The sequence below is a fragment of the Leifsonia sp. CL147 genome, from assembly GCF_900114565.1.
Lineage (GTDB): Bacteria > Actinomycetota > Actinomycetes > Actinomycetales > Microbacteriaceae > Leifsonia.
Genome location: NZ_FOTM01000007.1, coordinates 149,078 through 162,058 on the forward strand (window position 1 = coordinate 149,078; position 12,981 = coordinate 162,058).

The following is a 12,981-nucleotide window of genomic DNA, read 5'->3' on the forward strand; positions in this document are numbered from 1 at the left end:
AAGAAGCGGATGTCCCTCATGAGAATCGGTTACCTCACGGCCGGTGCGCTCGTCTTGTCGCTCCTGCAGGCGACGCCGGCTCAGGGTGCGACGCCATCGGTTCCGGCCCCGTCGGCCACCACGGCGCCGGCTGCGGCCGCAACGCCGCAGGCGTCACCCACGCCGTCGCCGTCCGCGCCTCCCGCATCCTCCTCGTCCACGCCCACTCCGTCCCCGTCGCCGTCGACCGCGGACGCGGATCCCTCGCTCGCGCAGATGAATGCCGCAGGCGACCACGCCATGGGATCGACGGTGGCCGCCGCGGAAGGTCCTGCCGTCTCCCCGTATGCGCTCAGCCCGGAGGCAGCGCTCGGCGTCGGAGGAACGCTCGGTATGGATGTGAGCGGCTGGCAGCCGACCGTCGACTGGAACGCGATGTGGTCCAACGGCGCGAGATTCGTCTACATCAAGTCCACCGAGGGCACGGATTACGTCAGCTCCCATTTCCCGTCGCAGTGGACGGGTGCGACGAGCGTCGGGATGATCCGTGGCGCTTACCACTTCGCGGACCCGAGCACGGATCTGGGCCAGGACGGCGCCAGCCAAGCGCGGTACTTCTACGCGCACGGCGGCAACTGGGCGCCGGATGGACGGACCCTTCCGCCACTGCTCGACATCGAGTACGGACCCAGCTCCACCTGCTGGGGCATGTCGACGGCAGCCATGTCGGCGTGGATCGCCGACTTCGTCCACACGATGAAGGCGCTGACCGGGATCCCGCCCGCGATCTACTCCACGACCAACTGGTGGAACCAGTGCACCGGCTCCGACAACACTTTCGGCGCGTACCCGCTCTTCGTGGCACGGTACGGAACGACCACCCCGGGTGCGCTGCCCGCGAGCTGGTTGAACTGGACCATGTGGCAGTACGCCGACGCCGGAGTCTTCGCCGGTGACCAGGACATCTTCAACGGCACCTGGGCCCAGCTCCAGGCCTTCGCGTACGGGGCGCAGAGCCACCCGCCGATCGGGTCCTATGACACGGCGACCGTGACCTCCGGGGCGCCGTTCACTGTGACCGGCTGGGCGATCGACTTGACCAACCTGGCGGCCTCCAGCCAGGTGCAGATCACCTGGAACACGCCGGCGGGGATCACCACGACGACCGTCACCGCAAACGCCAGCAGGCCCGATGTCGGCAACGTCTATCCGTCCGCCGGCGCGGCACACGGCTTCGCCGTGCAGGCGCCGTGGAGCGGCTACGGACAGTACGGGGCGTGCATCACCGCGCTGGCCCTGCCGGGCGACAGCGCCGGCAACGCCTCGCTCGGCTGCAAGACGGCCTTCATCTCGGCGGCGATCGCCACCGCGCCCGCGGCGACCCGCTTGGCGGGGTCCGACCGCTTCGCCACGTCCGTCCAGGTCTCGCAGCAGGCATTCCCGACCCCGGGTGTCCCCGTGGTCTACGTCGCTTCGGGTCTGGACTTCCCTGACGCGCTCTCCGCCGCTCCAGCCGCCGGCGCTCAGCACGGGCCCGTCCTTCTGACGATGCCCGGCACCGTCCCGCCGAACGTGCTGGCCGAGATCCAGCGATTGAAGCCGGCGAAGATCATCGTCGTCGGCGGGACCAGCGCGATCACCGACGACGCCCTCACGCAGCTGCAGGCCGTGGCACCGGTGACCCGCATCGGCGGCGTCGATCGCTACGACACGTCACGGCAGATCGCGGCCTACGCCTTCCCGAACGCCACTGCTGCCTTCATCGCGGCTGCGAACAGCTTTGCGGACGCGCTGTCGGCCGCGCCCGTGGCCGCCAAGAAGAACAGCCCGCTGCTGCTCGTCAACGGCGCGACCATCGACCCGGCGACCCAGGCCTATCTGACCGGCAAGTCGGTGCACTCGCTCACGCTCATCGGCGGCTCGGACGTGGTCGGCGACGTCTGGTCGGTGCAGCCCCAGAGCCAGGGGTCGACGGTCACCCGCATCGGCGGATCCGACCGGTTCGCCACCAGCGCGCTGCTGGCCGCCTCCGGTTACCCCGCGAACGGCGCAGGGACCGTGTACCTGGCCTCCGGAATCACCTGGCAGGACGCCCTCGTCGCCTCCGCTGCAGCGGGCTCCGCATCCCGCCCGTTGCTCCTGGTGCGCGCCGGCTGCGTGCCCCGCGTCATCGGGGACCAGATGGTCCGCCTCGCCACGACGGCGACGAACATCACCGGCGGCACGGACGTGCTGAGCTCCGACATCGAGGGCCTGCAGGTCTGCTACTGATCGGAGCGGACGGGCGCGGTCACGCGTTCACTGCTCCACGGCCTCCAAGCGCACGATGACGGCCTTCGACACCGGGGTGTTGCTCCCGGTGGCAGCGCTTTTCAGCGGCACGAGGACGTTCGCTTCGGGGTAGTACGCCGCCGCGCATCCCCGTGCCGTCGGGTAGGACACGATCCGGTAGTTCGGGAGGACGCGGTCCGGCTCGTCGTGCCACTCGCTGATGACGTTCACCCGCTGACCGTCGGCGAGCCGGAGTTCCGCGAGATCGTCCGGGTTGACGAAGATCACGTCGCGGCCCTTCGTGATGCCGCGGTAGCGGTCGTTGAGGCTGTAGATCGTCGTGTTGAACTGGTCATGAGAGCGCAGCGTCTGCAGGATCAGCCGGCCTTCCGGCCGCTCGAGGTGCTCCAGTTCGTTGACGGTGATCATCGCCTTGCCGGTTGCGGTGTCGAAGCGGCGCGCGTCGCGGGGGCCGTTCGGCAGGACGAAGCCGCCCTTCCGGCGGACGTCGGCATTGAATGCCTCGAAGCCCGGCACGACCCGGCTGATGTGGTCGCGGATCACGTCGTACTCGTCCTCGAATCCGGCCCAGTCGATCCCGTACCGGTCGCCGAGCGTCGCCCGCGCCAACCGGCAGACGATGGCCACCTCCGAGAGCAGGCCGGGCGCGACCGGGGGCACCGCGCCGTGGGTGGCGTGCACAGCGCAGACGCTGTCCTCCACCGAGAGGAACTGCGGACCGCCCTTCTGGAGGTCCACCTCGGTGCGGCCGAGCGTCGGCAGGATCAGCGCCTCCTCCCCGGTGACGACGTGCGAACGGTTGAGCTTGGTCGACACCTGCACCGTCAGTCCAGCGCCCCGCATGGCCGCCTCCGCGGCAGCGGTGTCGGAGATCGCCGCGACGAAGTTGCCTCCCATCGCGAAGAAGACATCGATCTCGCCGCGCTGCAGACCGGTGATCGTCTGCAGGGAGTCGAAGCCGTGCGTGCGGGGCGGATCGAAGCCGAACTCGCGCTGAACGGCGTCGAGGAAGCTGTCGGGCATCCGCTCCCAGATCCCCATCGTCCGGTCGCCCTGCACATTGCTGTGACCGCGGATCGGAGAGGCGCCCGCACCGGGCTTGCCGATGTTGCCGCGCAGCAGGAGGAGGGTGATCAGCTCCTTGAGGGTCGCAACCGCATTCTTCTGCTGCGTCAGACCCATCGCCCATGTGATGATCGTGCGGTCGGAACGCACGTAGAGGTCCGCCAGCAGGTCCACCTGGTCGAGAGTGAGGCCGGTGGCCTCCAGCACGGTGGCGTCGTCGAGCGCGGCGATGTGCTCGCGGAACGCTTCGAGACCCAGGGTGTGCTCGGCGAGGAACTCGTTGTCGAGCACGGTCCCGGGCGCGCGGTCCTCGGCCTGCAGCACCCGCTTCGACACCGCTTGCAGCAGTGCCATGTCGCCGCCGGAGCGGATCTGGAAGAAGTGATCGGCGATCTGGGTGCCTTTGCCGATGATGCCGCGTGCCTTCTGCGGGTTCTTGTAGCGGATCAGGCCCGCCTCCGGAAGCGGGTTCACGGCGACGATCGTGGCGCCGTTCCGTTTCGCCTCCTCCAGAGCGGTGAGCATGCGCGGATGGTTCGTGCCCGGATTCTGCCCCATCACGATGATCAGCTCGGCTTTGCCGAAGTCGTCGTAGGCGATCGTCGACTTGCCGATGCCGATCGTCTCGCTCAACGCCGTGCCGGTCGACTCGTGGCACATGTTGGAGCAATCGGGGAGGTTGTTGGTCCCGAATGCGCGGGCGAACAGCTGATAGACGAACGCCGTCTCGTTGGCGGTGCGGCCAGAGGTGTAGAACGCGGCGCGGTCCGGCGAGTCGAGGGAGGTGAGGCGATCGGCGATCACCGTGAATGCCCGGTCCCAGCCGATCGGTTCGTAATGATCCGAGCCGGCCTGCTTGTAGACGGGCTCGACGAGGCGACCCTGCATCCCGAGCCAGTACTCCGACTTGTCCAGCAGGCTGGTCAGCGAGTTCTCGGCCCAGAAGCTCGTCGGGACCGTGACCGGCGTCGCCTCCCAGGTGACAGCCTTCGCACCGTTCTCGCAGAACTCCAGGAGGTTGCGCTCGCCCGGGTCCGGCCAGGCGCAGCTCATGCAGTCGAAGCCGTTCTTCTGGTTGATCGCCGTCATCAGCTTCGCGGTTCGCAGCGGACCCATCTCGGCGATGGCCGGCTCCATCGAATGCAGGATCGCGGGCACTCCGACGGCCCAGTCCTTGTTGCGGCCGACCTGCAGGTCGGGGTAGTCGGTCCCGGGGTTCACGTCCCTGTCATGCATCAGACCAGTTCCTCCTGTTTCCGGGTCTTCCCCGCAGCGACGACGCGCTCTTTCCCCGAGTAGACGATCATCGAGTTCCCGCGCAGGAATCCGATGACGGTCAGCCCCAGCTCCTGCCCGAGATCGACGGCCAGGGACGACGGCGCCGACACCGCCGCCAGCACGGGGATTCCCGCCATCGACGCCTTCTGCACCAACTCGAAGCTCGCACGACCGGACACCATCAGGACGGTCCCGCTCAGCGGGAGCCGTCCTTCTTTCAGCCCCCAGCCGACGACCTTGTCCACGGCATTGTGCCGGCCGACATCCTCGCGCAGCACCAGCAGCTCTCCGGTGGCGGCGTCGAACAGCGCGGCCGCATGCAGGCCGCCCGTCTGGTCGAACACGGCCTGCCCGGCGCGGAGCCGATCCGGCAGGGCGCTCAGGAACTCGTCGGAAACGGTCACCGGGTCCGCTGCCACCGGGTGGTGGGACCGGGTACGCACCGCGTCGATGCTCGCCTTGCCGCACAGTCCGCACGAACTGGTCATGTAGAAGTTGCGATCGAGGCCCAGGACGGGACGCGCGACCCCGGGGGCGAGGGTGACATCCAGCACGTTGTACGTGTTCTCGCCCTCAGCCGGGAGCCCGGCGCAGTAGCGGATGGCGAGGAGTTCCTCGTCGTGGGCGACAACTCCCTCGGAGACGAGGAAACCGGCGGCCAGGTCGAAGTCGTGCCCGGGCGTACGCATCGTGATCGACAGCGGCGTTCCACCGAGCCGGATCTCGAGCGGCTCTTCGACGGCGAGGAGGTCCTCGCGGTGGGACTCGGCCCCGCCGACTTCGATCCTCGTGATGCGTCTTCGCGCCGTCCTCCTGCTCATACAGCAGGCTTATCACAGCGCTCGCGGCCGGTCCTACTCGAATCCGCCGAGGAAGCGCATCGACTTCGACGGGAACGATCCGCCCGGCGCGGGCCATACTCGAAAGCGATGAGTACCACGGCCGCGAAGAGACACGACAGACGGGCGGCGAGACCTGCCTGGCACGACGCCCGGGCGATCGCACTGGCGGCTGGGACCGCTGCTCTGCTGCCGGAGGAGACCGTGGCGCTCGCGGACGCTGTCGGACGCCACCTGGCAGACGACCTGCTCACCGACATCGATCTCCCCCATTTCGCCTCGGCGGCGATGGACGGCTGGCTGGTGGTGGGCGATGGACCGTGGAAGCTGGAGGGTCACGTCGTCGAACGGTTCGGGGACGGCCTCCCCGCTCGGGGCTTCGCACGCCCCATCGTGACCGGGGCGCTCGTGCCGGCCGGCGCGACCGCGGTACTCCGCAGCGAGAGCGGTTCGGTCGCCGACGGCGTCCTCCGCTCGACCGTCGCACACGAGCCGCGACCGGGCCAGCACATCCGGCCGGCGGGGATGGAGGCTGCGCGCGGCGAGCGCATCATCGCCTCCGACACGCTGCTCAACCCGGCACACGTCGCACTCGCCGCCGCCACCGGACGCGATGAGCTCGCGGTGCGCGCCGTGCCCCGTGTCGGGCTGGTGCTCACCGGCGACGAGGTCGTGACCGCGGGCATCCCGGGTCCCGGACGCGTGCGGGACAGCTTCGGCGTCCAGCTGCCGGCCTTCATCCGCATGCTCGGCGGCACCGTGACAGGAGCGACCCGCGTGGGCGATGACGTGGAGGGGACCGCGCGCGCTCTCGACGAGGTCGACGCTCCCCTGGTCGTCTCCACCGGCGGTACCGGTACCTCGCCCACGGACCATGTCCGCGATGCCCTCCGCATGCTCGATGCCCGGATTCTGGTGGACGGCATTGCGATGCGTCCGGGAGGCCCCACCACGCTGGCCGTGCTGCCGGACGGCCGGTTCGTCGCGGCTCTTCCGGGGAACCCGCTCGCGGCGATGCTGGGCGCACTCACGGTGGTCGAGCCCCTGCTCGCTGGGTTGGCGGGTCGGCCGTCCGACCAGCTCAGGGCGGTGGTCGCCGCCGCGACGACGGGGCGCGACGGCGCGACGACGCTCGCACCGTTCACCTGGGTGGATGGCCGGGCGACGGTGACGGCGTGGCACGGGGCCGCGATGCTGCGCGGGCTCGCCGGCGCCAGCGGCATCCTCGTGGTGCCGGAGGAGGGGCTACGCGAGGGCGACACCGCTGACAGTATGGCGTTGCCCTGGTCGGGCTTCGACACGCAGCTCGCTGGTCCGGGGCCCGTGACGGTGGAGAGCCGGCGTGGCTGAGCGTGTCCCGGTGGAGGCCGCCATCGTCGTCGCGGGCGGCCGCTCGACGCGGTTCGGGAGCGACAAGCTGCAGGCGCAGGTGGCCGGCCGGACTCTCCTTCTCCGGACGATCGAAGCCCTGAGCGAGTGCCGGACGGTGGTCATCGTCTCGGCCGCCGATCACGCTCTCCCCCGGGACGCCGTGCGCGTGTCCGAGTATCCGCGGTGGGGTGGCCCGTGTGCGGGGATCGCAGCCGGGGTCGCCGCCCTGCCGGAAGGCACGCGCGAGGCGCTCATCGTCTCGGCGGACCTCGCACGGCCGGCCGACGCGATCGCGGCCCTTCACGGTATGCCGCTGGGAGTGCTCGCGGACGAGGCCGGCAACATCCAGTGGCTCCTCGCGCGCGTCCCGCTCCCCGCCCTGCGGAACCGGCTGGCGCAGCTTGAGGCGACTGGCGGGGTCGCAGGGACACCGGTGCGCGCGCTCATCGGGCGGCTCGGCCTCCCTGTCGTCCGCGTCAGCGCCGACGTGGTCGCGGACGTGGACGAACCGCGCGACCTCGATACCGTAACGGAGTGAGCCCGGTCCGGCCTACGCAGATCATTTCGCTCATGATCGCCGAAGTAATGGCGACCAAACTGTTCATTAATAGCCTTATGGCCTGGTATGCTCGTCACTAAAGGTCGGCGAAGGGGCGGTTATGACAAGCGAGCAACCAGCCAAGGTCGTCCACGCCGCCAAGCAGATCGGCGACGACTTTGCGGGCTGGCGCAAGATCCTCGGCCTCACCACCCAGCAGGTCGCCGAGCGCGCAGACATCACCCGTGACACCCTGCGCAAGCTCGAGCACGGCGACCCCACCGTCGGTTTCCATGTGGTCCTGAAGGTCGCGCGCTCTCTCGGCATCCTCGATACTCTCGCCGGCGCTCTCGACCCGCTGAGCACGGACCTCGGGCGCGCCCGCGCGGCGCTCCTCAACCGGGAGCGCGTGCGGTGACCCATTACGACGCACTCGAGGTGCACCTCGAGCTCGGCGGTTCCACGGTATTCGTCGGCCACGCCCAATTCCACCGCGGCCGCGGCGCCCTCACCTCGACGACTTTCCAGTACGACCAGAGCTACCTCGCGCACCCGGAGGCCTACGCGATCGATCCGGCGCTGCAACTCGTCACGGGTACTCAGTACGCGCAGGGCCTCCCCGGGGCCTTCGCCGACTCTGCGCCGGACCGGTGGGGACGCAACCTCATCTCCAAGCGCGAGCGCGCCGTCGCCCGCACGGAGGAACGCCGCCCACAGCAGCTCGACGACGTCGACTTCCTGACGGGAGTCAGCGACATCACCCGGCAGGGCGCACTCCGATTCCGGCCGAACGACCGATCCCGCTTCGTCGACCCCGGGCACCACGTCCCGAGACTCGTCCGACTGCCCGAGCTTCTGCGCGCTGCGGATACCGCGGCACGTGACGGCGACGACTTCGAGGCCGTCAAGGCACTCCTGGACGCCGGGACCGGCTCCCTCGGAGGCGCCCGCCCGAAAGCGGCTGTACGCGGAGACGACGGCATGCAGCTGATCGCGAAGTTTCCTCACCACGAGGACGCGTGGGACGTCATGGCCTGGGAGGCCACAGCCCTCGACCTTGCCGCTTTGGCCGGAGTCACAACTCCCCCGCATCGGCTCGTGCGCATTGACGGCCGGCACGTTCTTCTGCTCGATCGCTTCGACCGCATAACACGGGCAGACGCTGCCGAGCCCGGCCGCGTCGGATACATCAGCGCGATGACCCTCCTGCAGCACCGTGACGGCGAGAGCGCGGACTACCTCGACATCGCCGACCGCCTCCAGGAGGTCAGCGCCAGTCCGAAGGACGACGCCAGGCAGCTGTTCCGCCGTATCGCCGTCAGCGTCGGCCTGAACAACACCGACGACCACTTGCGCAACCACGGTTTCCTCCGAGGCCGCGCTGGATGGACCCTGTCGCCGGCCTTCGACATCAACTCGAATCCCGACCCCGACGGCCGGCAGACCACCATCGCCGGTGCTGAGTCGGCCGCCGACGAGGCCGAGGGGCTCCGCGTCGCGGGGCGCGCGTGCCGCCTCAGTTCCGACGAGGTCGCCGCGGAGCTGAGGCGGACCGCGGAAGTGATCGCTGGATGGCGCGTCGCCGCCACACGTAACGGCGTCAGGAACGCCGAACTCAGCCGCTTCGAGCAGAGCCTCGACGCCGGAATTCGCACGCTCCTCGACGCGGCGACCGCCCAGCCGACCATCGCCCGATCGACCAGAGCGAAGTAGTCGCCACTCACCGGAGGTTAGACCACCGCGGAAACGACGAAACCCCCGGTCTCCCCGGGGGTTTCTCTCTGTGGGCGATACTGGGATCGAACCAGTGACCTCTTCCGTGTCAGGGAAGCGCGCTACCGCTGCGCCAATCGCCCGAACCTGAGCGCAAAGCCCAGGACCGAGGTGGATACGGGATTCGAACCCGTGTATACGGCTTTGCAGGCCGCTGCCTCGCCTCTCGGCCAATCCACCGAACGCCACAACACGGAAAAAACCCGCACCGTACCTGAGAGGCCCGATCCGAGGACCGGGCCGACTCGAGCGGATGACGAGATTCGAACTCGCGACCCTCACCTTGGCAAGGTGATGCGCTACCAACTGCGCTACATCCGCATTCCATCCCGCAGTTCCCTGCGGCACGTGGAAGACTCTATCCGATCCGGCGGGACAAGACAAAACCGGTTACGCCCTCCGGGTGTGTCGCCTGGAGTGCCTGTGCCGATGTGCATCGACGGCCCGGAGTCGGCTAGTATCGAATCTCGCAGCCGCTCGCGGATGCACGGGCGATTGGCGCAGTTGGTAGCGCGCTTCCTTCACACGGAAGAGGTCATCAGTTCGAGTCTGGTATCGCCCACCACAGTAAAACCCTCGGTCAGCCGGGGGTTTTCTTCGTTTCAGGCGGAGCGGATCTCGGCTCAGAACCGAAAAGTCCAACGGAAAATCCAACACCTTGCCGACAGTTGGGATCGAGGCGGACGTTACCGCCATCCGGATACGGCCCAGAACCCAAAAGATGGGTATCGTCGCTTCTCTTGCCGGCGGTCAGTTCGCGCAGCGACTGGGTCACGAACCGTGGGACGCACAGGGTCAAGCCAGGTCCTCGATTGGGTGCTCTTAACGGCGTCTGTCGTGTTCTTCCTCGCAGGGTTGGCAACGATAGTGCTCGCGCTCGTACGTCGTCGATGAGAATGGCGCTGGCATCGTTGTTAGTGCTAGAGGTGGACCGCCGTCAGCTCCGGCTTTGTCGAGTGATGCGTTCTATCCACGGATGGTCAGGATGCGCAGCTACGAGCGCACCGGCCAACCAGGCAAGGTTGCTCGCCTCGAGTATCGGAAGGCAGCGCTCGAAATCGAAGTCATCCTTCGGCCGAAGGTCCTTCGCCTTCAAGAGCAGCTGTATCTCCGGACGGAGGTACGTGAAACCGTGGTGCTCCCAGAGACAGTCGATAAGCGGCCGGGTAATGCGCGCATCTCGCTTGAATGTCCAGGTACCACCCTCCACGGCCTCAAGCATCACGTCGTACTCCCAGGGATCGGCCCCGCTCGCCCGCAGCCACAAGTTGCCGACACTTTCGGGCAGTTGCGGCGCGGAGCCGCCGAACAGAGAGGTGAGACTCCCAGCTGCCGCCCAGACGTCTAGACCGGGAGAGACGAAATCGATGAACCCTTCGAGCGATCCGCGCGGGATTCCGAGGTCGAGATCGCCGTGCTCACGAGACGATCCCACGAACGCGTCGATCGCCCAGCCTCCGGCGATCCACCACTGGCCACCATAAACGGCGAGCAGAGCCGCCGCGTCCTGCGGAGTCCGGCTCCGCCAAGGACCGTACAGGCGAACAATCTCTTCGTGATCGAGCACGCTGTCATCGTAGGGCGGAGGCTAACTGAGCCAGCCCGTCAGGTTGAGGATCTCGCGGACGGATTCATCGACCCTCGCGGGATGGGTCGTCACTTGGAAGTGTCGGATCCGTTCGTGATCCGACCGGGCGTGGTAGAGGTCGATCCACGTGCGTGTTCCTGCTGCTACGTCCTCTGTCGGCTCCCGGTCGGTTACTCGCTTCTTCAGGACGGCGACGGGTGCTGTCGTCTCGACGATGATCAGCCGTGCGCCAGGGAGTGCCGCGCGGACGAGTTCGACTTCCTGCTCGTTGTCGAAGACCATCGGGATTATCAGCTTGATGTGGGGAATGGTGGCGACGTAGTTCGGCCAGATCGCCCGGAGGTTGTCTCGTGCGAATCCCTTACCGGGATAGGGATGCACGAGACTCAACTCGTCCAGGTCGATGACGCCCCAGGCCACATCGGCGGCGCTAAGCGCTAGAGCCAGGCCCCGGGCGAGGGTGCTCTTGCCCGAGCCCGGAGAACCGTGCAGCACTAGGACCTCGGCCAACGCTTCTCCTAGCCCTACAAGACCGGCTCGATGAGTTCCGGCGTTGTACCGGTCCACTCGACGAATTCCATAATCGCCGCATTCACTTCTTCGTGCATCGCGAAACGTACACACATGGCGTAGAGCGTACCCGGCGCATGGGCGTGAAGTAGGGATCGGTGACAGGTATGGTTTTGCCCGCGAGGGAGAGCGGCTGTTCGGTTAGCTTCGCTTCGAACTCGATTGGCGTCAATCCGCAGAGAGCGTCCTGGGCTCGCTGCCGGTGATACTTCCTCTCGATCCAGACGACGATCACGAGGCGCAGTTCCTGCCGGGTCGTCCACCGTTGCTGCTTGAGCACGTTCGTTTGAACGAGGAACCAGAAGCTCTCCACGGCGGCGTTGTCTCCGGCGGCGCCGACTCTGCCCATCGATCCGACCATGTCGTGGCGGCGGAGTTCGCTGGCCGGGGCGCGGCTTCGAAACTGGCTGCCTCTGTCGGCGTGCAGGATGCACCCGGCGACCTCACGGCGCCGTGTGACGGCGTTAGGGAGCGCGTGGACGCCGAGTTTCGCGGTCATCCGGTCGCTGATCGAATAGCCCACGATCCGGTCGGAGTGGACGTCGCGGCTACGACGACTCGAGATCGGCACCCGCGCCGACCCCGAACTCGAACAACACGCCAACCTCATACTCACTCACCTCGAAACCAAACAGGCCACTTGACAGCAATAGCAGCATCCACTGCGGGGGACTCAACTGGTCCCCCGGATCGCTCGTCGCTCACAGCCAAACGCTGACGGTAGCGCCCTACTTGAGCGCCTTTTCCTTTCTCACGGCGATTGGCGTTCCCCGTAGGTTGTGTGTTTCCCATCGCCGCTCTTGAACCAGGCGACGGTGCCCCACCCCGCCAGGTTTCCGGCATAATACGTTCCGGTACAGACGGTTTTGCCGCTCGGATCGGGATCCGGTTTAGCGTGGCAGACATCGTCAGAGGTCACTGCGCCAGATGGCGGTACAACGAGGGTGTATCCGTCGGGGAAAATCAGCGTTCCGCCAGTGAGATCACAGGACTGGTGACCTAAGTCTTGTACACGCGTTGCGGGAGGCGGCCTTGTCGGGCAAGGAGGCAGCGTCTCTTTTGGCAAGGTGATGCCGTTGTCAACTTGGATGCATGCGGACATGCTCAAGGCCAAAGCCAAAGTAAGCGCCGCGATCGTTGCTTTCCGTGCCGTTGGCACCCCACGGTTTGGTGCACATCGTCGGTCTGACTCGGTTTGGCGCACGGGCCAAGGTTAGAGCTTCCAATCGCAGAATTTGGGCCCAGAACTGAACTATGGCACACCGCCCGCTGAGGGGATGCCTGAGCGGACGCACTGCAAGCGAATGGCGAAGGCCGGAGTATCACTCGAAATTGAGTCCCGCGGTGCTAAGTGGTCATCGATGTCAACGGCCACCAGAAATTGCCCATCGGCGGCCAGCAGAAGTGCCCGCTGGTGGCCAGTGGAAGTGCCCGTTCGCGGCCAGGAGTTCTGCCCATCGGGTTGTGGTGGCCCTGGCCGCGTGAGCGGTCTCGGTTAGGGCATGGGGGTCACCCCCGTGCCGGCGAGGGCTTGGGCGAGGCGGACGGACTCGCCGGTGGTCTGCGTGAGGTGGGCGTGGTGGAGGAGCCGGTCGACGGTCGCGGTCGCGAGGGTCTTGGGCATGAGCTCGTCGAACCCGGAGGGGTGCAGGTTCGAGCTGATCGCGATCGATCGTTTCTCGTAGGCG

The 12,981-nt window shown here is 67.4% G+C and carries 11 protein-coding genes, 4 tRNA genes and 1 pseudogene; 6 read left to right on the forward strand and 10 right to left on the reverse strand.

What is annotated here, in order from left to right; translation table 11 throughout:
- Window positions 1-80: 80 nt before the first annotated feature.
- Window positions 81-281 (reverse strand): hypothetical protein, encoded by a 201-nt coding sequence (locus BM287_RS17815; protein WP_170857482.1) that lies wholly within the window; start codon window positions 279-281, stop codon window positions 81-83.
- Here BM287_RS17815 and BM287_RS08625 point away from each other — a divergent pair.
- On the forward strand, window positions 280-2,250 hold the full coding sequence (locus tag BM287_RS08625) for a cell wall-binding repeat-containing protein (protein ID WP_170857483.1): 1,971 nt from the start codon (window positions 280-282) through the stop codon (window positions 2,248-2,250). The two genes, BM287_RS17815 and BM287_RS08625, sit on opposite strands and share 2 nt — an antisense overlap.
- 27 nt (window positions 2,251-2,277) lie before the next feature.
- On the opposite strand, the gene BM287_RS08630 is transcribed toward BM287_RS08625, so the two are convergent.
- On the reverse strand, window positions 2,278-4,572 hold the full coding sequence (locus BM287_RS08630) for an FdhF/YdeP family oxidoreductase (protein ID WP_090037848.1): 2,295 nt from the start codon (window positions 4,570-4,572) through the stop codon (window positions 2,278-2,280).
- Entirely contained in the window at window positions 4,572-5,435 is an 864-nt protein-coding gene (fdhD, locus tag BM287_RS08635; RefSeq protein ID WP_090037844.1) for a formate dehydrogenase accessory sulfurtransferase FdhD, read from the reverse strand. The genes BM287_RS08630 and fdhD overlap by 1 nt, the downstream gene beginning before the upstream one ends.
- Before the next feature lie 108 nt (window positions 5,436-5,543).
- On the opposite strand from fdhD, the gene BM287_RS08640 reads away from it, so the two are divergent.
- The 4 genes from BM287_RS08640 (at window position 5,544) to BM287_RS08655 (ending at window position 9,075) form a co-directional block, all read left to right on the forward strand.
- Window positions 5,544-6,803 carry a molybdopterin molybdotransferase MoeA gene (locus tag BM287_RS08640; protein WP_090037840.1) on the forward strand — a complete coding sequence of 420 codons (1,260 nt, stop codon included), beginning with the start codon at window positions 5,544-5,546 and terminating at the stop codon, window positions 6,801-6,803.
- Window positions 6,796-7,362 (forward strand): molybdenum cofactor guanylyltransferase, encoded by a 567-nt coding sequence (locus tag BM287_RS08645; protein WP_090037837.1) that lies wholly within the window; start codon window positions 6,796-6,798, stop codon window positions 7,360-7,362. The genes BM287_RS08640 and BM287_RS08645 overlap by 8 nt, the downstream gene beginning before the upstream one ends.
- Before the next feature lie 121 nt (window positions 7,363-7,483).
- Window positions 7,484-7,780, forward strand: coding sequence for a helix-turn-helix domain-containing protein (locus tag BM287_RS08650; protein WP_090037834.1), 297 nt, complete (start codon window positions 7,484-7,486; stop codon window positions 7,778-7,780).
- Window positions 7,777-9,075, forward strand: a complete 1,299-nt coding sequence (locus BM287_RS08655; RefSeq protein ID WP_090037831.1) for a type II toxin-antitoxin system HipA family toxin — start codon at window positions 7,777-7,779, stop codon at window positions 9,073-9,075. The genes BM287_RS08650 and BM287_RS08655 overlap by 4 nt, the downstream gene beginning before the upstream one ends.
- Window positions 9,076-9,146: 71 nt before the next feature.
- Here BM287_RS08655 and BM287_RS08660 read toward each other — a convergent pair.
- The 3 genes from BM287_RS08660 to BM287_RS08670 all read right to left on the reverse strand — a co-directional run bounded on the left by BM287_RS08660 (window position 9,147) and on the right by BM287_RS08670 (window position 9,456).
- Window positions 9,147-9,218 (reverse strand) — tRNA-Val (locus BM287_RS08660).
- 26 nt (window positions 9,219-9,244) lie between these two features.
- A tRNA-Cys gene (locus BM287_RS08665) sits at window positions 9,245-9,315 on the reverse strand.
- Window positions 9,316-9,383: 68 nt separating this feature from the next.
- Window positions 9,384-9,456 (reverse strand) — tRNA-Gly (locus tag BM287_RS08670).
- 168 nt (window positions 9,457-9,624) lie between these two features.
- Between BM287_RS08670 and BM287_RS08675 the strand changes: the two genes are divergently transcribed.
- Window positions 9,625-9,700 (forward strand) — tRNA-Val (locus BM287_RS08675).
- Window positions 9,701-10,072: 372 nt separating this feature from the next.
- Here BM287_RS08675 and BM287_RS08680 read toward each other — a convergent pair.
- The 4 genes and pseudogenes from BM287_RS08680 to BM287_RS08695 form a co-directional block, all read right to left on the reverse strand.
- On the reverse strand, window positions 10,073-10,702 hold the full coding sequence (locus BM287_RS08680) for a nucleotidyltransferase domain-containing protein (RefSeq protein ID WP_090037827.1): 630 nt from the start codon (window positions 10,700-10,702) through the stop codon (window positions 10,073-10,075).
- Window positions 10,703-10,723: 21 nt separating this feature from the next.
- Complete coding sequence (locus BM287_RS08685; protein WP_139230636.1) at window positions 10,724-11,290, reverse strand: P-loop nucleotide/nucleoside kinase family protein; 567 nt, start codon at window positions 11,288-11,290, stop codon at window positions 10,724-10,726.
- Between the two features lie 154 nt (window positions 11,291-11,444).
- A pseudogene (locus tag BM287_RS08690) lies at window positions 11,445-11,840 on the reverse strand (DDE-type integrase/transposase/recombinase); the annotation flags it as partial.
- A 948-nt stretch (window positions 11,841-12,788) separates the two neighbouring features.
- On the reverse strand, window positions 12,789-12,981 hold a 193-nt coding region (locus BM287_RS08695; protein ID WP_170857485.1), incomplete at its 5' end, for an ATP-binding protein.